The sequence below is a fragment of the Streptosporangium nanhuense genome (assembly GCF_059358815.1).
In genome coordinates this window covers 1-23,796 of record NZ_JCADBG010000042.1, presented here as the reverse complement: position 1 = coordinate 23,796, position 23,796 = coordinate 1, and the positions used below count along the sequence as shown (strand labels likewise).

Annotated in this window: 18 protein-coding genes; 7 read left to right on the top strand and 11 right to left on the bottom strand. The window is 71.0% G+C overall.

Annotated features, from left to right (window positions below):
* Positions 1 to 262 precede the first annotated feature (262 nt).
* The 5 genes from AC5L38_RS42160 (at position 263) to larE (ending at position 5,164) form a co-directional block, all read left to right on the top strand.
* Entirely contained in the window at positions 263 to 1,042 is a 780-nt protein-coding gene (locus AC5L38_RS42160; RefSeq protein ID WP_495248440.1) for a FadR/GntR family transcriptional regulator, read from the top strand.
* Positions 1,039 to 2,319, top strand: coding sequence for a nickel-dependent lactate racemase (gene larA, locus AC5L38_RS42155; protein ID WP_495248439.1), 1,281 nt, complete (start codon positions 1,039 to 1,041; stop codon positions 2,317 to 2,319). The genes AC5L38_RS42160 and larA overlap by 4 nt, the downstream gene beginning before the upstream one ends.
* Positions 2,316 to 3,086, top strand: a complete 771-nt coding sequence (larB, locus tag AC5L38_RS42150) for a nickel pincer cofactor biosynthesis protein LarB (RefSeq protein ID WP_495248438.1) — start codon at positions 2,316 to 2,318, stop codon at positions 3,084 to 3,086. Before larA ends, larB begins: the two co-directional genes overlap by 4 nt.
* Positions 3,083 to 4,252, top strand: a complete 1,170-nt coding sequence (gene larC / locus AC5L38_RS42145; protein WP_495248437.1) for a nickel pincer cofactor biosynthesis protein LarC — start codon at positions 3,083 to 3,085, stop codon at positions 4,250 to 4,252. Before larB ends, larC begins: the two co-directional genes overlap by 4 nt.
* Before the next feature lie 69 nt (positions 4,253 to 4,321).
* Positions 4,322 to 5,164, top strand: coding sequence for an ATP-dependent sacrificial sulfur transferase LarE (gene larE, locus AC5L38_RS42140; RefSeq protein WP_495248436.1), 843 nt, complete (start codon positions 4,322 to 4,324; stop codon positions 5,162 to 5,164).
* Between the two features lie 208 nt (positions 5,165 to 5,372).
* Here the strand turns inward: larE and AC5L38_RS42135 are convergent, their stop codons facing one another.
* The 6 genes from AC5L38_RS42135 to AC5L38_RS42110 form a co-directional block, all read right to left on the bottom strand.
* Positions 5,373 to 6,392, bottom strand: a complete 1,020-nt coding sequence (locus AC5L38_RS42135; protein WP_495248435.1) for an RICIN domain-containing protein — start codon at positions 6,390 to 6,392, stop codon at positions 5,373 to 5,375.
* A 1,779-nt stretch (positions 6,393 to 8,171) separates the two neighbouring features.
* Positions 8,172 to 10,538: an NEW3 domain-containing protein gene (locus AC5L38_RS42130; RefSeq protein WP_495248434.1), complete on the bottom strand. Its 2,367-nt coding sequence runs from the start codon at positions 10,536 to 10,538 to the stop codon at positions 8,172 to 8,174.
* Between the two features lie 75 nt (positions 10,539 to 10,613).
* Positions 10,614 to 11,831, bottom strand: coding sequence for a mandelate racemase/muconate lactonizing enzyme family protein (locus AC5L38_RS42125; RefSeq protein WP_495248433.1), 1,218 nt, complete (start codon positions 11,829 to 11,831; stop codon positions 10,614 to 10,616).
* A gap of 1 nt (position 11,832) precedes the next feature.
* Positions 11,833 to 12,660 carry a carbohydrate ABC transporter permease gene (locus AC5L38_RS42120; protein ID WP_495248432.1) on the bottom strand — a complete coding sequence of 276 codons (828 nt, stop codon included), beginning with the start codon at positions 12,658 to 12,660 and terminating at the stop codon, positions 11,833 to 11,835.
* Positions 12,660 to 13,646: a carbohydrate ABC transporter permease gene (locus AC5L38_RS42115; RefSeq protein WP_495248431.1), complete on the bottom strand. Its 987-nt coding sequence runs from the start codon at positions 13,644 to 13,646 to the stop codon at positions 12,660 to 12,662. The genes AC5L38_RS42120 and AC5L38_RS42115 overlap by 1 nt, the downstream gene beginning before the upstream one ends.
* A 4-nt stretch (positions 13,647 to 13,650) precedes the next feature.
* Positions 13,651 to 14,928: an ABC transporter substrate-binding protein gene (locus AC5L38_RS42110; protein WP_495248430.1), complete on the bottom strand. Its 1,278-nt coding sequence runs from the start codon at positions 14,926 to 14,928 to the stop codon at positions 13,651 to 13,653.
* A gap of 139 nt (positions 14,929 to 15,067) precedes the next feature.
* On the opposite strand from AC5L38_RS42110, the gene AC5L38_RS42105 reads away from it, so the two are divergent.
* On the top strand, positions 15,068 to 15,838 hold the full coding sequence (locus AC5L38_RS42105) for a FadR/GntR family transcriptional regulator (RefSeq protein ID WP_495248429.1): 771 nt from the start codon (positions 15,068 to 15,070) through the stop codon (positions 15,836 to 15,838).
* 36 nt (positions 15,839 to 15,874) lie between these two features.
* Here the strand turns inward: AC5L38_RS42105 and AC5L38_RS42100 are convergent, their stop codons facing one another.
* From AC5L38_RS42100 to AC5L38_RS42090, 3 genes are all read right to left on the bottom strand, one after another.
* Positions 15,875 to 16,258: a helix-turn-helix domain-containing protein gene (locus AC5L38_RS42100; RefSeq protein WP_495248428.1), complete on the bottom strand. Its 384-nt coding sequence runs from the start codon at positions 16,256 to 16,258 to the stop codon at positions 15,875 to 15,877.
* A gap of 207 nt (positions 16,259 to 16,465) precedes the next feature.
* Entirely contained in the window at positions 16,466 to 18,850 is a 2,385-nt protein-coding gene (locus tag AC5L38_RS42095) for a ricin-type beta-trefoil lectin domain protein (RefSeq protein WP_495248427.1), read from the bottom strand.
* A 288-nt stretch (positions 18,851 to 19,138) separates the two neighbouring features.
* On the bottom strand, positions 19,139 to 20,506 hold the full coding sequence (locus tag AC5L38_RS42090) for a lectin (protein ID WP_495248426.1): 1,368 nt from the start codon (positions 20,504 to 20,506) through the stop codon (positions 19,139 to 19,141).
* 555 nt (positions 20,507 to 21,061) lie between these two features.
* Here AC5L38_RS42090 and AC5L38_RS42085 point away from each other — a divergent pair.
* A complete protein-coding gene (locus tag AC5L38_RS42085) occupies positions 21,062 to 21,805 on the top strand; it encodes a FadR/GntR family transcriptional regulator (protein WP_389911816.1) in 744 nt (247 codons plus the stop codon).
* 226 nt (positions 21,806 to 22,031) lie between these two features.
* On the opposite strand, the gene AC5L38_RS42080 is transcribed toward AC5L38_RS42085, so the two are convergent.
* Both AC5L38_RS42080 and AC5L38_RS42075 read right to left on the bottom strand, forming a co-directional pair.
* On the bottom strand, positions 22,032 to 23,408 hold the full coding sequence (locus AC5L38_RS42080) for an extracellular catalytic domain type 1 short-chain-length polyhydroxyalkanoate depolymerase (protein WP_495248425.1): 1,377 nt from the start codon (positions 23,406 to 23,408) through the stop codon (positions 22,032 to 22,034).
* Positions 23,409 to 23,670: 262 nt separating this feature from the next.
* Complete coding sequence (locus AC5L38_RS42075; protein WP_495248449.1) at positions 23,671 to 23,787, bottom strand: non-reducing end alpha-L-arabinofuranosidase family hydrolase; 117 nt, start codon at positions 23,785 to 23,787, stop codon at positions 23,671 to 23,673.
* Between the last annotated feature and the right edge of the window lie 9 nt (positions 23,788 to 23,796).

Below are 23,796 nucleotides of genomic sequence, written 5' to 3'. Positions count from 1 at the left end.
CGGATGTTTCCGAAAGGTGAAGAGATCTTCACCACATGGACATGGGATGTCTTTGTAATCCTCCCGGCGCTAGGTGTCTAGACCTTCCGGTGAAATAGCGTAAATATGCCGAATTCGATGAATATTTCAGAGCACTGCCGCACGGATGCGTCCCATGTTTGCCTTGCGTGGGTCGACCTTTCACGCGAACATGGGATGTCTGTTATGTTCCCGCGGTGACCCGCGTACCGATCGAGCGACTTCGCGACCGGAGGTCGTGCCCATGTCCCTGACCGACGAGGCGATCTCCCGCATCCGGGCGCTCGTCCAGTCGGGCGACCTCCCCCCGGGGGCGCGGCTCCCCCCCGAGCACCAGCTCGCCGCCCAGCTCGGCGTCTCCCGCAACCCGTTGCGCGAGGCGGTCAAGGCGCTGGTCGTGGCCCGGGTGCTCGACGTACGGCGGGGCGACGGCACCTACGTGACCAGCCTGGAGCCGCGGTTGCTGCTGGAAGGGCTCGGGCTCGCCGTCGAACTGCTGCGCGACGACACCTTGCTGGAGATCGTCCAGGTACGGAGGATGCTGGAACCCGCGGCCACCGCGCTGGCCGCGTCCCGCATCTCCGCCGGACAGCTCGCCGAGATCGGCGAGCACCTCGCCGCGATGCGCGCGGCCAGCGACGAGGTGGAGAAGCTGAACCACCATGACGCGGCCTTCCACCGCGCCGTGGTGCGGGCGACCGGCAACGAGACGCTGTCCACCCTGCTCGACGGGATCTCCGGCCGCACCCTGCGGATGCGGGTGTGGCGCGGCACGGTCGAGACCGGCAGCTCGCACAAGACCATCGCCGAGCACGAGGCGATCTACGACGCCCTGGCCGCCGGTGACGCGACACTCGCCCAGGCGGCGGCGCTGGTGCACATCGGCACGACCGAGACGTGGCTTCGCGCGGTGCTGGAGGACGTGGAGGGCTCCCCGGCCGGGGCCGACGGCGATCCGTCCCCGGCCGGTACTAAAATCGCCGACGGGCTCTGGCCGGAGCTCGGTGGTGAGGAGACACGATGAAGGTCCGCTTGGCCTACGGGGAGACCGGTCTGACGGTCGAACTGCCCGACGAGGCCACCACGGTGGTCACCCCCGTCCACCACGCGGCCGCTCCCGACCAGATGGGCGTGCTGCGGGCGGCCCTGCGCGACCCGGTGTCCGGGCCGCCGCTGCGCGAGAGGGTACGGCCCGGCCAGACCGTCGCCATCTCGGCCTGCGACATCACCCGCCCCCAGCCGCGGCACCTGATGATCCCGGCGATCCTCGACGAGCTCGACGGCGTCGTCGACCTCGGCGACGTGACCGTCCTCGTCGCGACCGGCACCCATCGCGGCAACAGCGAGGCCGAACTGCGCGCGATGTTCGGCGACAGGGTCGTCGACTCCGTGCGGATCGTCAACCACGACGCCCGCGACCTCGCGTCGCTCACCTACCTCGGCCGCTTCGGCAGGGACGTGCCGGTATGGCTGAACACCGCCTGGGTCGAGGCCGACGTGCGGATCACCACCGGTTTCGTGGAGCCGCACTTCTTCGCGGGCTTCTCCGGCGGGCCCAAGCTGGTCGCCCCCGGCCTGGCCGCGCTGGAGACCGTGCTCACCCTGCATGACGCCGCGCGCATCGGCGACCCCCGGGCCACCTGGGGAGTGATCGAGGGCAACCCCGTGCACGACGACGTGCGGGCCATCGCCGAGGGCACCGGGGTGACCTTCGCCCTCGACGTGATCCTCAACCGGGACAAGGACATCGCGGCGGCGTTCGGCGGCGACATCCTGCCCATGCACGCCGCCGCCACCGCCGCCGCCCGCGAGGTCGCCATGCGACGGGTCGAGGCGCCCTTCGACGTGGTGGTCACCACCAACTCCGGCTACCCCCTCGACCAGAACCTCTACCAGGCGGTCAAGGGCATGTCGGCGGCCTTCCAGGTGGTCCGGCCGGGCGGGGTGATCGTCTGCGCCGCCGAGTGCCGCGACGGCTTCCCCGACCACGGCTCCTACCGTGAGGTCCTGGCCTCGGAGTCCTCCCCGCGGGCACTGCTCGACGCGATCGCCGCCCGGCCGGTGACCGTCCCCGACCAGTGGCAGGTGCAGATCCAGGCGCGCATCCAGGCGGGCGCGCGGGTGGTGATGCACACCTCCTACCTCAGCGACGCCGACCTGGCCACCGCCCACCTGGAGCAGACCGGCGACATCGCGGCCACGGTGACCGAGGCGCTGGCCGCCGCCGGGCCGGGCGCCCGCGTGTGCGTGCTGCCGGAGGGCCCGCAGACCATCCCCTACCTGTCCGGCGGCAGGGCATGAGCGAACGCCGCGCGGTGGACGCGGTGGACGCGGTGGACGCTGTGGACCTGGGGTTCGCCCGGGTCGACGTGGACCGGGAGGCCCGCCAGGGGACGCCCGAGGTCGTCTACGGGCCGGGCAAGACCGCCGCGGAGATCGCCGCCATCGCCTCCGCCCTGCTCGCCCGCAACAGCGGCCCGGTGCTGGCCACGCGGGTCGAGGAGACGGTCGCCGAGGCCGTCCTGGCGGCCGTGCCGGGCGGATCCCACGACCCGGCGGCGCGGCTGCTGGTGTGGCGGCCGGCGGCGACCGGGCCCTTCGCGGTCGCGGTGGTCACGGCGGGCACCTCCGACGGGCCGGTGGCGGCCGAGGCGGCGGCCGTGGCCCGGGCGCTCGGGCTGGACGTCACCGTGATCCGCGACGTGGGCGTGGCGGGCATCCACCGGCTGCTCGCCGAGACCGGGCGGCTGCGCGCGGCCGACGCGGTGATCGTCGTGGCGGGCATGGAGGGCGCGCTGGCCAGCGCCGTCGGCGGCCTCGTGGCGGCGCCGGTGATCGCCGTGCCCACCTCCGTCGGGTACGGCGCGGCCCTGGAGGGCGTCACCGCCCTGCTGGCGATGCTGTCCTCGTGCGCCGCCGGCCTCACCGTGGTCAACATCGACTCCGGCTTCGGCGCCGCCATGGCCGCTCACCGCCTCTCCCACACCTTCGCCCGTCGCACCCTCCCGCCGTACCCTCCCGTCCCCGCGCCCCAGGCGTCCCCGGGGTCCCCGGGAGAAGAGCGGTGATCTGCTGGGTCAACCCGTTCACCGGGCTGGCGGGGGACATGCTGCTGGCGGCGCTCGTCGACGCCGGGGCCCCGCTGGAGGGCATCCGCGCGGCGGTGGGATCGACCGGCCTCACCGGCTGGGAGCTGACGGCCGGGCGGGCGGTCAGCCACGGGCTGTCGGTGACCCGCGTACGGGTCACGGTCACCGACACGGCGACCGAGCGGCGGGCGGCCGAGCTGATCTCCATGGCCGGGGCCGCCCGCCCGGAACCGGTCGCCGCCCTCGCCACCGCCGCGCTGCGGGCGATCGCCGAGGCGGAGGGTGCGATCCACGGCATCGACCCCGGCCTGGTGCACCTGCACGAGCTGGGCGGCCACGACGCGCTCGTGGACATCGTCGGCGTGGCCGCCGCGCTGCACCTGCTCGGCGTCACGGCCGTGCACTGCGCCCCGATCCCCCTGGGCACCGGCACGGTGACCACCCGCCACGGCGTACTGCCCGTACCGGCCCCCGCGACCGCCGCCCTGCTGCGGGGGGCCCTGGTGACCGGCAGCGACCTGCCCGGGGAGACCGTGACCCCCACGGGGGCGGCGCTGCTGCGCGCCATGGGAGCGCGCTACACCCCGCCGCCGGCGATGACCCCGGTGGCGACCGGCTACGGCGCGGGCACCCGGGAGCTCGCCGACCGCCCCAACATCGTCGCCGTCACCGTCGCCGAGCCCGCCCGTGACGCCGGCACCGAGTCCCTGGTCGTCCTGGAGACCAACCTGGACGACGTCACCGGCGAGGTGCTCGGCCACACGATCGCCCGCGCGCTCGACGCCGGCGCCCTGGACGCCTGGGCCACCCCGGCCACCATGAAGAAGGGCCGGCCGGCGCACGTGCTGCACCTGCTGTGCCGCCCTTCCGCCGCGCCGGCCCTGCGCGAGCTGCTCTTCGTCGAGACCGGCGCGCTCGGCGTGCGCGAGGTCGCGGTCGAGCGCACGGCCCTGCCCCGGCACACCACCGAGGTGGACCTGGCGGGCCATCGCGTGCGCGTCAAGCACGGACCCCACTCGGCCAAACCCGAACACGACGACGTGGCCGCCGCCTCGGCCGCCCTCGGCCTGTCCCTGCGTGAGACGGCCGCCTGGGCGCTGCGGCTGGCCCGCGAGCGGCCCCCTACGCGAGAGAGACCGGAATGACCTCCGACGCCAGGATCACCGCCACGTGAGGGAGACCGGGATGACCTCCGACGCCAGGATCACCGCCACGTGAGAGAGACCGGGATGACCTCCGACGCCAAGATCGCCGCCCTGCTCGACCGGCTGACGGCCCTGCCCTCGCTCGCCGTCGCCTTCTCCGGCGGAGCCGACTCCGCGCTGGTGCTGGCGGCGGCGGTCCGGACACTCGGGACCGGGCGGGTGCTGGCGGTGACGGGAGTCTCCGACAGCCTGGCGGCCGAGGAACTCGACACCGCCCGGCGGTTCACGGCCTCCCTCGGCGTACGGCACCTGCTGCCGGCCACCGCCGAGACCGAGAGCCCCGGCTACCGCGCCAACGGCCGCGACCGCTGCTACTTCTGCAAGTCGGAGGTGCTCGACGTGATCGGCCGGGTGGCGGCGGAGCACGGCTTCGCGCACGTCGCCACCGGCACCAACGCCGACGACGCCGTGGATCCCTTCCGGCCGGGCATCAGGGCCGCCGACGAGCGCGGGGTGCTCGCCCCGCTGCGCGACGCCGGTCTGACCAAGGCCGAGGTACGGCGGGCCAGCAAGGCGTGGGACCTGGTCACCTGGGACAAGCCGGCCGCGCCCTGCCTGGCCAGCCGGGTGGCCTACGGCGTGGAGGTGACGCCGGCCCGGCTGCACCGGATCGAGACGGCCGAGCGGGCGGTGCGCCGCCTGCTGGCCCAGGCCGGCCTGCCGGTCACCGACCTGCGGGTACGCGACCTCGGCGACCGGGTGAGGGTGGAGGTGCCCGCCGACCTGAGGCCCCGGGCCGCCGGGCTGCCGGGCCTGGTGCCGGCCGTACGCGAGGCCGGTTTTCCCGGCGCCGAGGTGGAGGTGGCGGCCTTCCGCTCCGGAGTCCTGAACATCGAGCCGCTCCGCCCCTGAAATGAGACCTGCCGGGATCTGAGACCGGAGCCTCCTCACCGGTCTCGGATCCCGGTCGATCGCCTGCGCCCCGCCGGGCGGGACCGGGCGGATCCGCTTCCGGTGGACCGCCCCCGTCACGGCGGTTCCACCGCGGCGGGCGAGCGGCGTGCCGGTTCCCGCGGACCTCTCCGCTGCCCGGTTCGCGGTTTCCGGCTTTCGCTCATGATCACACCTGGGTGCGCAGCCACTGCTGGTTGGTGCCGGTGCCGCAGGTCCACTGCACGGCCTGGGTTCCGTTGGCGGTGCCGGCGTTCAGCACGTCGAGGCACTTGTCGCTGTGGCGGGCGACCAGACGCACGTAGCCGTTGCCGGCGTCCTGGAGCCGCCACTGCTGGTTGGTGCCGCCGTTGCAGGTCCACTGGACCACCCGGGCGCCGTCGGCGGTCGCGGTGGCACCGCCGTACACGTCCAGGCACTTGCCGCTGCTGACGCTCGTCACCGTGTAGTGGCCGCCACCGGCGTCCTGGAAACGCCAGCGCTGGTTCGCCTGCCCGTTCGCCGTCCACTGCACGATGTCCGCGCCGTCGGTCGTCGCGGCGTTGTTGACGTCCAGCAGCTTCGCGCTGTGCCGTGCGGTCAGCGTGTAGGTGGCCGGTGTCGGGACGGTGGTCTGGGGAGCCAGCCGGTAGATCCCGGAACCGTGGGGAGGCAGCGAACGGGTGAACGTCCCGGTCGAGGTGCCGAGGTTCGCGCCGGACCACAGGTCGGTCACGACGGCCGAGCCGATGCCGAGGTCGGCGAGGTTCACCGACACGTTGGCCGTCGCGCTCTCGCGGTTGAACAGGGCGACGTACCGGTGGTCGCTGTTCGGCACGTCGGCGGTCCACACCTGCCGGGTCCCTCCGTAGAGGCGGCGGTTGTTCGTGCTGTTCTGGTCGACCGCGAGCACCGCGGAGTTGGTCATCAACGCCAGCTCCGACGCCCGGTTCTCCACGAGGTTGCCGCCCCACATCAGCGGCGCCCGGTTGATCGCCCACAGGGTCATGAGCGTGCGCTGCTCGTCGGCGGTGAGGTTGGAGTATCGCGGCGAGCCGACCGGGCCGTACTTCGACAGCCGTCCGATCGGGATCATGTCCGGGTCGGGCCAGGCTCCCGTCGTCCGGTGCGGCGTCCAGTTGTGCAGCTGGTCGAACAACGCGTCGAGGGCCGACCAGTTGTCCCAGAGATCGTTGACGATCCGCCACATGCGCGTTCGCCCGCACGTGCGACCCGCTGGCCAGCGGCGTCGCGCCGGGAGACAGGCTCAGCACCATCGGGCGGCCGCTGCGCTGGATCGCCAGCCGGTACCCCTCGACCTCCGCCTGCCGGTAGGTCGGCGCGGCGATGTCGTCCACCTTCACGAAGTCGACCCCCCACGAGGCCAGCAGCTGGAACACCGAGTCGAGGTACGCCTGCGCGCAGGGGTTGGTCATGTCCAGACCCCACATGAGGTTGAGCCAGGCCGCGGTGGTGTTGTTGGCGATCTGGCCGGCGCGGCAGCCGGTGCCGAGGATCGGCACGTTGTCCGCGACCGCCTGCCGTGGAATGCCCCGCATCAGGTGTACGCCGAACTTCAGCCCCTGCGCGTGCACGTGGTCGGCCAGCGGCTTGAACCCGTTGGCGCCGGTCGCCGAGGGGAACCGGGTGGTGTCGGGCAGCAGCCGCCCGTTGGCGTCCATCCGGAGCCGGGGCTGCAGGTTCGCGTCCTGGTTGGGGCTGCCGTTGTGCTGCCCGGGGTAGTACCAGGCCCAGTCGATGACGACGTACTGCCAGCCGTGCTGCCGCAGGTTCGTGCCCATGTAGTCGGCATTGGCCCGGACGTCGGCCTCGGTGACCCTCCAGTTGAACGAGTCGTAGCTGTTCCATCCCATCGGCGGGGTGTCGGCGACGCCGTTGTCCCACGTCAGCGCCCGCTCCGCCGAACCGCTGCCGACCAGGTTGGCCACGAGCATGAGCGTCGCGGCCACCAGGACGGCCGTTCGGCGGAGCATCGGACAGACCGTGCGATCGTTGTGCATTGGACCTCCAGGGAAATCGAGGTGGGGGACCCTCTCAGGAGGGCTGGTCTCCGGCGGCGCCCGGGCGTCTGTTCCCGGGTGCGGCCGGGAGCCGGGGGCTCGTGCACCGATGAACTCCAGGGGCGGAGGTGCCACGAGCGCCCAGACGTGATCGTCGACGTGCCTGCCGGGGCGCGCCCCGGAGATCGGGGAGAAGGCCCGCCGCTCTCAGGCCGGCTTCGTTCTCGGTGAGGGCGGAGAGTGGTGACACGATGTGTTAGCGCTAACAAAGATGGGTGCCGTGCACACCCGGGATCCGAGTCGCAACACAGGAGGCCCTTTCGGGAGAATGAGGGGGCGGGCAGCGTCCGTGGAACCTGTCAGCGGGATGACGGTAAGTTTCGCAAGACTTTCGTGACCCTCGTGTGAGACTGTAAATTGACGGGGCATTCCAGACAAGGGCTCTTTCGAAAGACGCCCGGAACAACCGGGAAACCCGCTGCGGCATTCGCGGGCGGGCGGGGGCGGGCCGCTCGGCGCCGGTGGCCTGCCAGAGACGCGGACCAGCGCCGGAATCCAAGCCGGGAGGACGTGTGGCGAACCTGCCGCGTACGGCGGGGGATCACCGCCGTCGCCGAACGCTTCACCCCGAAGCCGGTCTCGCACGATGCGATCGGTCGCTCGTGAGGGCGGTCGAAGACCCGCCGGGGCGGGAGTGCGGGAAAAGGGCTGAAGGTCTTTCCTTGACGCGGATCGGCCGCATCGTATTGGCTCCGTGTGCGCACCCATTCCGGCCATGGAAATGAAGCGTTCCGTCGGCTGGGTTTATGTGAACGCTAACATTCCTAGCGGGCCCATATGCGCATCTGGGGCGAATCCCCAGCACCGGCCAAAGAGGCACCGCCAGGCCGAGGCCACGACGCCGGATTCCGAGTGGTCGATGCCGGCCTTCCCGGTCGTGACGATGCGGACGGCGTGCCGGCCTGCCGTCAGGCGGTTGGATGTCCGGACGCGGTCAGCGTCAGCGACCGGTTCAGGACGTGATCGGTCTCACCGGCCCGGAAGACCACCGACGCCCTGACGGGCACTTCTCCGGCCGGGGGCGCGAACGACGCGGGTGCCGTGACCTTCCACGTCCGGGTGACCGAGGCGCCGGGGGGCAGCGCGCGTCCCACCGGTCCGTCGGCGCGCTCGGCCCGCCAGCCCTCGGGGACGGTGACCGAGACGTTCAGGCCGGTGACCGGACGGTCGCCCAGGTTCTCCAGCGTGGCGGTGAGGGTGGTCGACTCACCGGCGCCCACGGCGACCGGATCGGCCGCGAGGAAGGCGCCCACCGGGGGACGCCGCGGGTCGGGGGCGCCGCGGTACGGGCCGGTGGGGCCCGCGTTGTAGATCACCCGGCTCGCCTCGATCGGGAGGTTGCCGCCGGCGACGGTGACGTTGCCGCGGACGACGTTGCCGCGCTCGCCGTCGTCGATGCCGGTGACGGCGGGGTCGGTCACGTAGTTCCCGATCAGCGTGAGGTCGCCGGTGTGGTTGCCGTTCTGAGTGTTGGCGTGCGCCCACCGCCCCGCGGTGTCGAGGAACACGTTGCGGCGCACGCTCAGATAGCGGGAACCCTCGTCGAAGTACAGGCCGTGCTGCCCGCTGTTCTCGCAGTAGTTCTCCTCGACGCGGCTACGGGGTATCGCCGAGAGCGTGTAGACGCAGCTCGCCTCCGACAGCGCCTGTACGACGTCGCGCACGTGGTTGCCCGCGATACGGACGTCGCTCAGCGTCGTCGGCGTGTCGTGGACCGGCCGGAAGTCGTAGAGCCCCCGGCCGAGGTAGTCGGGGCTGCCTCCCGGGTCGTTGGCGCCCCAGCCGTAACCGACCCCGATGCCCATGTAGGGCATGTCGGAGACGTGGTTGTGCTCGACGGCCAGCCGCGTGACGTAGCTGGCGAAGATCGCGGCCTGGTCCAGGTACTCCAGCGCGGTCGCGTGGACGCGGTTGTCGCGGAGCGTGATGTCGCTGTTGACCATGCGCGGGTCGGACGGGTGGTGCGCGTCGGGGCCCACGCCGCCGGCCACGATGCCGCCGCCGGCGCTCGCGGTGAACGTGCTCCCCACGACCGAGACCCGGTGCGCGCCCAGTCCCACGCCGGTGGCGCAGGCACCCGCGTCGTTGCCGATGCCGAGCCCGACGGAACCGAGGTTGACGAAGGAGCAGCCGACGAACGCGATGTCCTCCGCCGCCGACACCTGCACCGCCGCGGCCGCCTGCTCCCAGCCGTCACGAGAGGCCTCGAATCCCGCGCAGCCGGAGGAGCACGAGGTGAACGCGCCGGCCGGCCGGTGGGGCTGGACGCCGCTGAGGAACACGCCGGTCTGCTGGTTCGCGTACCCGTCGGGCGAGGCGGGCCGCAGCCACGTGGTGCCGGTGAAGGTCAGGCCCTCGAAGCGCAGGTCGCGGGCGGGCTCGTCGTAGGTGCCGCCGACCTGGAGCAGCGACTCCAGCCGCGGCAGCTCCACCCGCGCGCGCGAGATCTCCTGCCCGGGGAGGGGCTTGTAGTAGAGCGTTCCCGTCGCGGTGTCCAGATACCACTCGCCGGGCTCGGTCAGGAAGCCCCTGGAGTTGAGCAGGAAGAACCTCGGCGTGCGGAACGGGGCCTGGACGGTGTCGTAGCCGTAGGTGTTGTTGTCCCAGGCGGGCTGCCGCATGACGACCGTCGAGCCGGAGACGCTCCGCACCGGCGAGAACCGGTTGGTGAACGTCAGCCGCGCCTGGAAGTCGATGCGCCCCTGGTCGGGCAGGGCGGCCAGGTAGGCGAGGTCCGGGTTGCCGACGGTGAAGCCGGTCGGGGTCAGCGTGATGTCGCCGGGCGCCAGCTCGATCCGCGCGCGCTGCGCCGGGACCCCGTCGACGTAGAGCTGCCGGCTGTCGAACCCGGTGCCGACGTGGGCCCGGTAGACGCCCGTGACCGCGCCGTCGGGGCCGTCGGGGCCGCCGGGGCCGCCGGGGCCGTCGGGCTCCCAGCCGGTGACGGGCCGGGCGCCGCTCAGCACGGGCCGGGCGCCGCGCGCCGCCCTCCAGGTCACGGTGTGTCCGTCGCGGCCGGAGTCGGCGGCGCCGAGGCGCAGCGGCGAGGCCAGCCGGTAGGTGCCGTCCAGGAGCAGGACGGTGACGTCGCGGTCCCCCTCGGCCGCGACGTCACGCGCCCGTCCCTGTGCCTCCTCCAGGGTCGCCAGCGGCCGGTCCGCACTCCCCGGCCCCTCGTCGTCGGCGTTCGCGGCCCCGGTGGGCGCGACCACGATCGTGTGGCCCGCCCGGGCGGCCTCCGCCCGGGTCGCGGCCGGTGTACGTCCGTGCGGCACGGGTGACGGACACACGTGCGTTCCCTTCTTCCGGTACGGGATGCGTCATGGGAGGCCGGCGCCGAACGGCGGGACTCAGCTCAGCGTCCGGTGCTGACCGTCCATGACCAGGGGGGCGAGCAGGCGCTGCTGCGCGAGATGACCGTTGTCGGACACCGCCAGCAGCCGGCGTCCGGCCTGTTCCGGCCGGACGCCGGGACCGTCGGCCGACAGGGTGCCCGGCCGCCGGGTGAGCCCCGTGATGGCGCCCTCGTCGATCGTGAGACCCAGGCCGGGCGAGTCCCCGAGGACGAAGGCGCCGTCCTCGACGTACAGGTCGACGGACACCCCGAGCGGCGGCCGCAGGTCCTGCAGCTCGCTGGCGATGTGGTTCGGCACCGACGTCGCGGCGTGCAGCAGGCCGGCCGGGACGTTGCCGACCGGGCTGACCGGCAGGTCGTGGGCGTGCGCCAGGGCGGACACCCGCAGGAAATGGGTGATCCCCCAGACCACGGCCGTCTGGACGATGTCGACGGCACCCGAGGCCAGCAGCGGACGGTACTGCTCCAGCCCGGTGAGGTTCTCCCCGGTGGCGACCGACGCGCGGATCCCGCGGCCGACGACGGCCAGGCCCTCGGCGTCCCACCGCCGGACGGGCTCCTCGACCCAGGTGAGGTCCAGGGTGCGCTCGAGCTCGCAGACGTGCCGGATCGCCTGCTTGCGCGACCAGGCCTCGTTCGCGTCGAGCATCAGGCCCGGCCGCCTCCCGTGCCCCGCCTCGGTCAGGACCTCCCGGACCAGCGTCAGGCGGTGGCGGTCCCGCTCGATGTCGAGGCCGCCCTTGAGCTTGGCCGCCCGCAGGCCGTGCTGGGCGTAGACCTGGTACACCGAGACGAGCTCGTCGTCGGTCAGGCCGATGTCCAGGCCCGAGGCGTAGGCGGGAACCCGCCTGTCGCGCCCGCCCAGCAGGCGCCAGAGCGGTTCGCCGGCCGCCTTCGCCTTGATGTCCCACAGGGCGGTGTCGAGCGCGCCGATGGTCCCGAACACCGCGCCCGCGTGGCCCGCCTTGAAGGTCTGCCGCAGCATGCGGTCGTACAGCGCGGTGACGCCGCGCGGATCCTCACCCTCGATGGCGGCGAAGACGTTGTCCAGCTCCACGTGCGGCCCGACGCCGACGCCGCTGATCCCCTCGTCGGTGTCGACGACGATGAGCGACACCGGAACGACCCCGTCGGCGTAGACGCCGTTGGCGTCACCGACCGGGCGGTCCCATTCCTGGACCGTCGTGAAAGTGCGATACCCCGAAATACGCATGTCAGCCCTTCGTGGAACCGGCGGTGACGCCGTCGGCGATCTGACGTTGGAGAAAGAGATAGACCATCAGCACGGGCACGGCGGCGATCAACACCCCGGAGGCGAAGGTGGGGATGTCGTCGGAGTACTGCCCGCGCAGCGAGGTGACCCCGACCATGAGGGTGCGGTGGTCGGCCGAGGGCATCATCAGCAGCGAGATGAGCACGTCGTTCCAGCAGAACAGGGCGTTGAGGATGCCGACCGAGAGCAGGGCCGGAGTGCCTATCGGCAGCATGACCCGCCGGTAGACGCCGTACGTCGTGTTCCCGTCGATTCTCGCCGCGTCAATGATCTCCCCTGGGACGGTCTTGTAGTAACTCGTCATCAGGAAGATCGTGAACGGGAGGAACTGCGCGACGTAGGCCAGGATCAGCCCCGGGTAGGTGTCGATGAGGCCGCTGTCCGCCATCACCCGGGCGAGCGGCACCATGATCACCTGGAACGGGATGAACAGGGCCGCGAGACAGCCCAGGAAGAGCGCCTTGGAGCCGCGGAACCGCAGCTGGCTCAGCGCGAAGCCCGCCATCGACCCGAGGAGCAGCAGCAGGACCACCGAGATCGTCACCACGATGAGCGAGTTGACGAAGTACCGCGCCATGCCGACGCTCGTCCACGCGGTGACGATGTTGTCCAGCTGCAGGGAGGTCGTCGGGGAGAACCGGTCGAGGACGTACTCACGCCGGGTCTTCATGGCGACGTTGGTGGTGAACACGAGGGGGTAGATCGTCGCCAGCGCGAGGAGCGCCATCGGAACGGCGAGCACCCACCTGGTCAGGCGGCTGCCGGACATCAGTCCTCCCTTCCGGCGCGGCGGAGCACGCTGATCTGCATGAGTCCCACCACGAGCATGATGAGGAAGAGGGCCGTCGAGGCGGCCGAGGCGAGCGCGGGGCGGTTCATCTGTCCCTGCTGGATCCAGACGTAGTACTCCGGCAGGTAGGTGGACCCCTCCGGCCCCCCGCTGGTCATGACGTACAGCAGGCCGAACATGGACGTCAGCATCCCGATCATCGTGGTCACGAAGACGAACTGGATGGTGCGGGTCAGGCCCGGGATGATCACGTGCCAGATGATCTGGGGGAGCGACGCGCCGTCCACCCGGGCCGCGTCCAGGAGCGCGGGGTCCAGGGTGGCGAACCCGGCGAGGAACACCACCAGCGCCATCCCGAACGTCGCCCAGACGTGCACGCCGACGACCGCGAACATGGCGACGTCCGGGTCGCCGAGCCAGTCGACCGGGCCGATGCCGATCGTCGCGAGGGCGGTGTTCAACGGGCCGTCGAAGGCGAGCATGAGGTTGAAGATCGCGCCGACGATCACCGGTGAGAGCACGGCCGGGAAGAAGTAGACGCTGCGGAAGACCCGGTGGCCGGGCACACGCAGGTAGATGAACGTCGCGAGCAGGCCGGGAATGGCCACCGCCACGGGAAGCAGCAGCACCAGCAGCCCGACGTTGCGCAGCGCGCTCTGGAACGTGGCGTCCTGGAACATCTCCAGGTAGTTGTCGAGGCCGACCATCATGCCGTTGCGCTCGCCGTCGCCCGTGAAGGAGAAGTTGACGCCCAGCAGCAGCGGCCACAGCCGCAGCGCCACGATGATCAGCAGGGCCGGGGCCACCAGGACGTAGGGCGCGAGACGCTCGGAACGCCACGTGCGGGAGGACGGCCGGGAGACGGTCCCGGTGTCGTCACGGCGTTCCCGCCGGTTGGTCCCCCCTCCGCCGGTCCGCCCGGGGCCGACCGGGCGGACCAGCGGTGAAGAATCTCGGATCGGCACAGGATCAGCTCGCCCTGTCCGAGGCGGCCAGCTGCTCCACCACCTCGTCGACGGTCGCCGATCCGCTCAGGAGCTGCTGGGACAGCCTTCCCATCAGATCCAGGGTCTTGGAGGACAACGCGACGTGCAGGGCGGGCTTGCCCTCCTTGAGCTGCGACACGAGCGTGCCGACGGCCGCGGGGCCCTGCGACACGTCGATCGTGGTGTCGGACGCGATCGCGCCGGCGTCGGCGTAGAAGGAGGTCAGGGCGTCGGTCGTGGTCAGCGACCGCACCATGTCGGCGGCCAGCTTCGGGTCCTTCGCCCACTTCGCGACCGCGTAGCCGATGCCGCCGTCGTACGCGAGGCTCGGGGTGGTTCCGCCGGTGACGACCGGGGACGACATGACGCCGACCTTGTCGGCCCCCAGGAACTCGCTGAAGTCCTTCCAGTGCCCGATGTCCGACATCAGCCCGATGATGTGGGCGGCCTTGCCGGAGTTGAAGACCGTGAAGGCGTCGTTGAACATCGCGGTCGAGTTGGCCCCCTTGTTGTTCAGCCCCGAGTCGCCGGCCTCCTTCCACAGCTTGAAGATCTGCTTGACGTTGGGGGAGTCCCAGGCGCGCTTGCCGGCGATCCAGTCGTCGTACTCCTGCGCCGTCAGGATGCCCGAGCCCAGGCCCGACATGAAGAACTGGATGCCGGCGCCCTCCTTGTTGCCGAGCGCGAAGCAGTCGGCCCCGGTCTTCTGCTTGATGGTGCCGCAGTCGTCGACGAACTCCTTCCACGTCGTGGCGGGGCTCGCCGGGTCGAGTCCGGCCTTCTCGTACAGCGTCTTGTTGTAGTAGATCGGGTGGCCCTGCAACGTCACCGGCGCGCCGTAGACCTTGCCGTCCTTGCTGAACGCGTCCCAGCCCGCCAGGCGCTCCTTGTCCTCGGCCACGTACTGGTCGAGCGGGAGGAGCGAGTCCACGCGGTCGCGGATCTGGCCGCCTCCGTTGAAGAGCATGACGTCCGGCCCCGTGCTGGACTGGATGGCCGCGCCCAGCAGGGTGTAGTACTGGTCGAACGGCTGGGCCACGAACTCGACCGTGACGCCGGGGTGCTTCTTGGCGAAGTCGTCCTTCGCCTTCTGGACGTAGGAGGCCGCGGCCGCGTCACCGGACTTCCAGTCCCAGACCACGAGCTTCGTGACCTTGCTGCCGGATTCGCTCGGCGACGACGCGGGCCGGGTGGCGCTTCCGCAGCCGGCTAAGGCCAGCCCCGCGACCAAGATGGCAGACCACAGTGTTCGCTGCTTCATTGCTGTTCGCTTTCCAGAGGACGGCCGGCTCGCCCGGCCGCGGTTTGAGGCGAAACGTAATTCGTATGACGTCTGACGTCAATATGTGTGGCATATACTGACGTCGAAATGTGGCGCCGCCCGCGGCACCGGAGGAGATATGACGACATCGCAGGAGTCGCCGCCGAGCGCCGCGCCCCCGCCGGCCTGGGTACGGCGGCCGGCCAACCTCGCCAGGGCGGTGACGGCGGAGCTGGTGGAGCGCATCGTGCGGGGAGTGCACCCCCCGGGCACGCCGCTGCCCGCCGAACCCGCGCTGTGCGACGCCTTCTCGGTGAGCCGGACCGTCGTCCGCGAGGCGGTGAAGATCCTTCAGGAGAAGGGGCTGGTGCAGGTCCGCCAGGGCAGCGGCACCATAGTCACCCCGCCGACGCAGTGGGACATGCTCGACGAGCTCGTCCTCGCGGCGACCATCGCCGAGGACGAGAGCCTGGCGATCCTCGACGACCTCGTCATCACCCGGCGGGTGCTGGAGTCCGACATGGCGAACCTCGCCGCCCGCTTCGCGGACCAGGACACCGTCGACCGGCTGCGGGCGCTGGTGGATCGGATGGACGAGCTCGTGGACGACCACGTCACGTACGCCGAGCACGACCGCGCCTTCCACGACGTGATCATGCAGGCGTCCGGGAACCGCATCGCCCGGGGCGTGGTGCGGGCCCTGGAGAGCCAGGTCATCAACACCGCCCGCTACATGGGCCAGCCCCAGCGGGCCCTGTGCGTGGCGTCCAACCTCGGCCACCGCCGCATCTACGAGCGCATCGCCGCCCACGACCCCGACGGCGCCGCCGAGGCGACGTTCAACCACATCACCGACGCCTGGCTCGTCCGTCGCGGCGGGCCGGGCGAACCCGTACGCCTGGAGCGCTGAGCGCGGACCCCGCTCGGTCATGACGGCCTCCGGTGGCTACGAACGCGCTTTTCCCCGCGCGGGGCTGTCGGGAAGGTCCGAGGGCTCGGTGGCGGGCGCCGGGTGGCGCAGACCCAGGGCGGTGATGCGCTGCACCAGGGCCTCGCGCCGCACCCGGACCTGCCGGCCGCCGTCGTGGCCGGCCAGGGTGGCGGCGCGGACCTCGGCGATGACGTGGGAGTGCGGAACGTTGAGCACCGCGGCGGCCGTGGCGACGCTCACCAGGGGCTCGTCGGGCAGCATCGCCAGCCGCTCGGCGATCATCCGCTCGCGCGACTCGGCGGCGAACCACACGGTGGCGTCACCGACGCCGAGGTGGAGGATCAAGCCCTCGCGTTCCAGGTACTGCAGGAGGTCGTCGATGTCGCCCGGCCTGCTCATACGGCGCTCTTCCCTCGTGTCGGTGGTGTCGTCGGGGCGGGGGACGCCCGGCACCGCGTTGCGGTGACGACGTCCCCGGGCCGCCCCGGACGGGTGGGTTCGTCCGGGGCGGCCTCCCGGTCCCGGCCTTCCGCGGCCGGGACGTTCGGACGATGGTCCTCGCCGGGACGGCGGACCGTCCCGGCGAAGGTTGTGAGACCGGCTTGATCAGCTGCGCAGGGTCCATTTCTGGCTGCTCGTGCCGGTGCAGGACCACAGCTGGACCTTGGTCCCGTTGCCGGTCCCGAAGTTGGTCGCCTCCAGGCACCTGCCGGACTGCACGCCGGTGATGCTGCCGTCGGAGTTGACGTTCCACTGCTGGTTGGTGCCGCCGTTGCAGTCCCAGATGATGGCCTGGGTGCCGTTGGCGGTGCCCTGCCCGTTGGCGTCCAGGCACTTGTTGCCGTACACCTGAAGCTGCTTGCCCGAGGTGTGGGTCCAGCGCTGGTTGGTGCCGCTGCCGCAGTCCCACAGCTGGGTCTGGGTGCCGTTGGTGGTGGTCGCGTTGGGCACGTCGAGGCAGCGGTTCGACTGGGCCCCGACGAGCTGCACACCCTGGGTGGGGGTGCTTCCCTGGGGCCCGGCGGCCGCCATCACGGCCTGGGCGCCCGAGGGCCAGTTGCCGTTGGTGACCGTGACGTTGTTGTTCACGACGTTGCCTCGGTCGCCGTTGGTGACGTTGGTGCTGCCGTTGGTCGACCAGTTGCCGGTGACGGTGAAGTTCCCCATGTTCTCGGCGAACCAGTAGTTGGCGGTGGCCCAGGTGCCGGTGGAGGAGAAGACGTTGTTGCGGGCGGTGTAGTACCGGGAGCCCTCGTCGAAGTAGACGCCGAAGTAGCCGTTGGTCCGCAGGCAGTAGTTGTCGCTGATCAGCCCGCCCGAGTTCGCCGACAGCGTGTAGATGCATCCGCCGTCGTTCATCTGCTGCATGACGTCGTGCACGTAGTTTCCGGAGAGCCGGTTGTTGGACGCGGTGGTTGCCGTGGTGTACCTCGGCTGGTAGTTGTACAGGCCGCGGTCGGCGTAGTGGTTGCTGCCGCCGGCGTCGTTGGCGCCCCAGCCGTACCCGATCGACATGCCGGTGTAGGGCATGTTGTAGACCTCGTTGTTGGTGATGGCGGCGGTGCTGACGTAGGTGGTCAGGACCGAGACGATGCCTCGATACTCCACGCCGAGGTCGTGGATGCGGTTGTTGCTGACGGTGATGTTCCGGTTGACCATCCGCTGGTCGCTCGGGTGGTGCGCGTCGGCGCGCACGCCGCCGACCACGATTCCGCCGGCCGAGTTGCGGGCGATCTCGGAGCGGGTGACGGTGATGTTGCTCGCGCCCAGGCCGACACCGCTGGTGTGACCGTTGGCGTCGTTGCCGATGCCGATGGCCGTCTGCCCCAGGTTGAAGAACTGCGAGTCGCTGAAGGTGACGTTGTTGGCGGCGGACACCTGCACGGCGGCGGGCATCTGGTACCAGTTCGGCCGGGTGGCCTCGAACTGCGGGCAGCCGTTGTGGCAGGAGGTGAAGGCTGGCCAGCTCCAGTTGCCGGCCATGTAGACGCCGGTCTGCTGGTCCACGTAGCCCTGGTTGCCGCTCGGCGCCATCCAGGTCGTGCCGGTGAACGTGATCCCGGTGAACGCGATGTGGTGCGCGGGTGCGTCGTAGGTGCCCCCGACGTTCACGAGGGACTGCAACTGCGGCAGCTCCACACTGACGCTGCTCATGTTCTGCCCGGAGAGCGGGATGTAGAAGAGCTCGCCGGTCCAGGGCTCGATGTACCACTCGCCCGGCGAGTCGAGGAACTCGTAGGCGTTGGCCAGGTAGAGCGGGCCCGCCCGGTGCGGGCTGGTGAAGGTGTCGTAGCCGAAGTTGTTGTTGCTCCAGCCGGGCTGCTGCATCGAGATGAAGTTCCCGGTGATGTTCTGCACCGACACGTACCGGTCGGTGAACGAGTTGACGCTCTCCAGCTGGACCCGGCTCTTGTTGGCGAGGTTGTTCAGATACCCCAGGGCCCCGTTGGTGAAGGACAGGCCGTTGCTGTTCGCGGTGAAGTCCGCCCGGTTCACCTGGGTGCGGGCGCGGGTGGCGATGGCGCCGTTGACGTACAGCTGCCGGGTGTCGGTCCCGGTGCCGACGTTGGCCCGCCAGATGTTCTTCCCGGAGTCGGCGAGCGACCAGCCGGTGACCGCCCTGGCGCCGCTGATCACGGGACGGGCGCCCGAGGCGGCCTGCCACTTGACGCTGTAGCCGTTGTTGCCCGAGTCGGCGGCGGTCAGCCGTAGCGGCGCCGAGAGCCGGTACGTCCCGGCCGCCAGCTCCACGACGATGTCACCGGACATCGCGCCGGTGAGCGCCCGCACCGCGGTCTGCGCGGCGGGCAACGAGCACGGCTGGGCCGTGGAGCAGGTGGTGCCGGTGCCGGAGGGGGAGGCGTACAGGGTCGTGGTGGCCGCCGAGGCGGGGGAGACCGGCGCCACCAGAGCGGCCGCGGCGGTCAACCCGATCGCGGCCGCCCCGGCCAGCACCAGCCTCCGCATCGCGGGGTAGGAGAATTCGAACACGGGACTTCCTTATGTGGGGGGTGGGGGAAACGGCCGGTGAGACATCCCGCCGGAGCTGGTCCGGCGGGTGTGACTCCGGTGCTCGTGGCACCGTCGCGCCGAGCGCGCGGCGCGCTCACGGCCCGGGTGACACTCCTTCGGCGCGGCCGTCCGCACGCGGACGGCCGCGCCGGCCCGCCGGGACGGGCACGCGGGAGTGGCCCTGCCATGAGAGGGGATCCCTCGCCGGGGCGTCGCTTTCCCCGGCGAGGGATCCTGGAGGTGCCTCGAAGCGTCAAGGAAGGGGGGTCAGGTCCGGGTCCAGCGCTGGTTGGCGCCGCCGTTGCAGGTCCAGATGGCGAGCCTGGTGCCGTTGGCGGTGGCGCTGTTGGGTACGTCCAGGCATTTGCCGGCGCCGATGGCGGTGATGGTGCCGTCGGAGTTGAGGCGCCATTTCTGGTTGTTCTGGCCGTTGCAGTCCCAGATCTGGACCAGGGCGCCGTTGGCGGTGCTCTGGTTGGCCACGTCCAGGCACTTGTTGCCGTAGACGCGTAGCTCACCGGCGCCGGTGGTCGTCCACTGCTGGTTGGTCTGGCCGTTGCAGTCCCAGAGCTGTACCTGGGCGCCGTTGGCCTGTGAGACGCCGCTCACGTCCAGGCACCGGCCCGAGCCCACCCCGCGGATCGCGCCCGCGGTCCCCGGAGTCGGGGTCACCGTCGGCGTCGGAGTCGGCGTGGGGTCAGGAGGCTGGGTGCCTCCGAACTGGGAGAAGAACCTGTACACCTCTCCCTTGGTCCAGGTCGTGATGCCGCTCTCGGCGTAGGTCCCGTCGACCGGGCCGGGCATGTGACCGTTGTCGAAGGCGGCCCACACGACCGGGTACCCGGATCGGCACCCCGAGTAGGTGGTGGTGATGTGCGTCCTGCTGCCCGACCCCGGCTCGGGCGGGTTCTGGGCGGTGCAGCCGTTGTTCCTGACGAACCTGTCGCGCAGCGACCGTCCCTGGGAGATGTTGAGGACGTTGTCGGTGATGCCGTGCAGTCCCATGTACGCGATGGGCTGGGAGCCGTCGCTGCACCCGCTGAGCTGCGCGCCGGCGTAGACCGCGACCGCGCGGAAGACCGTCGCCCTGCTGCACGCGAGCGAGTAGCTCATCCCGCCGCCGTAGCTGAAGCCCATGGCGAAGCGCTGCGTGGTGTCGACGCACAGCGAGGAGTCGAGCAGCCTGTTCAGGTCGTCGACGAGGACCACGTCCTCGTTGCCGGAGTTGGCCCAGCCGTTGCCGATGCCCTGGGGCGCGACGAAGATCCCGTTGTTGTTCGACTGCTGCCGCATGCCGTAGAAGGACCAGGGGTAGCCGCTGGTGCCGCCCGAGTCGATCTCGTTCATCGTGCCGCCCCGCCAGTGGAACCCGAAGAACACCCGGTAGGGCGTGGTGTTGTTGTAGTTGTCGGGGAGTCTCAGGATGTAGGAGCGGGTCTTGCCGCCGCTCTGGATCGTGTGCGTGCCACTCGCCAGCGCCGGGGCCTTGCCGCACCCGGCGGTCGGCGCGAGGGCGGCGGCACCCGTGGACGACGCGGTCGCGCCGACGCTGTTGCTCAGCGCCGCGTGAGCCGTGGACAGGACGAGGATCGCCGCGGCCGCGATCGCCCCGAGGAGGGATCCGCGCTTCGACATCACGTGACTTCTCCTGTGGCTCGGGCATCGGCACATCTGGATGGGGACACCACTTTGATCTCCTTCATTGGGGGTGGGAGCCGCGGCCGGTCGGCGAGGCGGCTCAACGCCGTTTCGTCGGCCCACGCGCCGACACACGCCCGGCGGGTCCTCGCCGGTGTCGCCGAACAACCGCGCCCTGGTCCGAGGTGGCCGGAACCGTTCGCGTCACCGCCATGGAGTGCCCCACTCCAGACGCGGTCCAGCCGATGGGGAACCTCCGACAGGAGGCGTCCCGGAGACTTAGCTACTAATTACGTTCCTCATGCCGAGGCGCGTCAAGACCTTAAGCCCACTTATTTCTGACTCCTCACAAGGGGAGCTTTGTCAGGGTGGGAACTCTTTCGAGACTAATCGCAGGTAGAGGGCTTTCCCTTTCCTCCAGCCGGTTCAAGGATCAGGTGATGTGGCCAGATGTGTAGCATTCAATGCCGCAGAGGTCGGGAAAGATTGTGCTGATCCGGACCCCGGTTGGTCGTACCCTTGAGGAGGTGGTGGCAGGGAGGGAGCGGCAGCGTGGTCGATACTCCGCGCGCGGAAGGCGTGTACCGGCCGGGCTATGAGGTGGCCGCGGAGCAGGTGCTGGAGTTGATCAGCCGGTTGCGCCTGCGGCCCGGCGACCGCATGCCCACCGAGAACGAGCTGGCCCGGCAGCTGGGCACGAGCCGGACCGTCGTGCGCGAGGCGGTGAAGATACTCTCCGCGCTCGGCCGGGTGCGCGCCCAGAAGGGCCGTGGCCTCTACGTGGCCGACGACGAGGGCATGCTCGGCACCGGGCGCTGGGCGTCCTTCTTCCTGCCCACCGACCTGGACCACGTCTACATGCTCTTCGAGTTCCGGCGGGCCCAGGAGATGGAGACCAGCCGGCTGGCCGCCCGCCGCGCCACCCCGGCGGAGCTGGGGGACATCGAGAAGTCGGCCGGGGTGTGCCGCTACGGGTTCGACAACGGACGCGAGGACCTGTTCAACGAGGGCGACGACGCCTTCCACGCCGCCATCGCGACGGCCTCGCACAACATGTTCCTCCAGATAGCGGTGCGGGAGGTCCGACGGCTGCAGGCCCAGTCCAACCTCATCGGGCTGCGCGGCTCGATAGGCGGGCACGCGGCCAAGGCCGTCGAGGAACACGACGCCATCTACCAGGCCATCCGCGCCGGCGACCCGGAAGCGGCGGCCCAGGCCGCGGCGACACACATCGACAACACGCTGGACGACTACCGCAGAGAGATCCAGCAGCGCATCTTCTCGTCGACGGACTGACTCCCCGTAAGCGGACCAAGCAGACGGTACGGACCACATGGACGGCGCGGACCACATGGACGGCGCGGACGGCGCGCCCGACGCCGTCGCGCCGGTCACCCGCGGGCCGGTCACCCGCGGGCCGGTCACCCGCGGGCCGGTCACCCGCGGGCCGGTTTCCGGCCGAATCGTGCGAAGAACCCGCCCAGGGCGCCCGGCCGGGATGGCCGGGCGCGCCCGGGTGGGGTCAAGTCCGGGTCCAGCGCTGGTTGGCGCCGCCGTTGCAGGTCCAGATGGCGAGCCTGGTGCCGTTGGCGGTGGCGCTGTTGGGTACGTCCAGGCATTTGCCGGCGCCGATGGCGGTGATGGTGCCGTCGGAGTTGAGGCGCCATTTCTGGTTGTTCTGGCCGTTGCAGTCCCAGATCTGGACCAGGGCGCCGTTGGCGGTGCTCTGGTTGGCCACGTCCAGGCACTTGTTGCCGTAGACGCGTAGCTCACCGGCGCCGGTGGTCGTCCACTGCTGGTTGGTCTGGCCGTTGCAGTCCCAGAGCTGTACCTGGGCGCCGTTGGCCTGTGAGACGCCGCTCACGTCCAGGCACCGGCCCGAGCCCACCCCGCGGATCGCGCCCGCGGTCCCCGGAGTCGGGGTCACCGTCGGCGTCGGAGTCGGCGTCGGTGTGGGCGACGGGTCCGTGCCGCCGTCGAGGCCCAGGAACGTGATGGCATGGGGGAACATGCCGTCCAGCGGCAGGGAGTGGCCGTAGCCCGCGAAGCTGAACGCCTCGACCGGAGCCTGGGTCGTGGTGGCGCCGTACCGGGTCCGGGTCACGCCCGATCGGGGGCTGTCGGTGAACGCCGGTGTCTGGCCCGATCCGTGCAGGTTGGTCCACTGCTTGATCTCCTCGCCGAAGTTGGCGTAGGAGAGCGTGGTGTCGGTGTTGCCGTGCCACAGCTGCATCCGGGGATAGCGGCCGGTGTACCCGGGATACATCGCCCGCGCCTGGTCGCCCCACTGCTGCGCGGTCTTGACGAGGTTCCCGCCGGAGCACTGGCTGTTCCACAGCGATCCGTTGGTGGTGGCGAAGCACCCGGCGGGGACGCCGGAGAACGCGGCGGCGGCCGTGAACACGTCCGGGTACTGGGCGGCGAGCACGTTGGTCATCATCGCGCCGGAGGAGAAGCCGCTGACCACGATGCGGGCGGGGTCGACGTTGTGACGCTGCCGGGCCCACGCGGCCATGGACATGATTCCGGTGGAGTCGCCGCCGCCGTCGCGCCTGAGCGCGGCCGGGGTGGAGACGTCGAAGCATCGTCCCTCCCGGGTGGCCTCGGGAACCACGATGATGTACCCGTACCGGTCCGCCGCGGTCACGTAGTCACGCCCGACGCTGTTGAAGACCCCGGCGGCCGTGCCGGTGCAGTAGTGGACCATGACCAGCATCGCCGGCCGTGCCGCGACCCTGTCCGGCACGTAGATGTACATGTTCAGGTTCGTCGGGTTGTTGCCGAAGTTGGTCACCTGGGTCAGCGACGCGGCCGCGGCGGGCCGGACCGCCAGGAGCAACCCCGCGATCACCAGGGGCAAGGTGGCGGCCGCCAGTATGGCCCTGAGCCTGCGTTTCACGTTGTGTCCTTTCGGTTGCCGGGGCGTCTGCGGGCGCGTGCTCGTACGCTCCCGGCGTCAACAGGCGGGTTCGGCGTGGAGAGGCAGGCCGGACACCGGGGCTCCGGTGGTTTCGGCGATGTACGTGACCCGGGCGGGCTCGGCCTCGTGCCGAGCCCGCCCGGGCCGGTTCCGCCCCGGTCCCGGTCGGTGTTCACCCGATGGGGTGTGCGTCCTCGCGGTGAACGTCGCCAGGAGCGCTCCGGGCCGGATCGTGTGTCACCTAGCGCTGCAGTGTCAGCAGGCCGGGGCGGTAGGGCAGCAGGCCGTACTCGACGCCGTCGGAGTTGGGGTTGCGGCCCTGGTAGAGGAGCTGGAGGTTGCAGGGGTCGACGGTCATGGTCTGGTC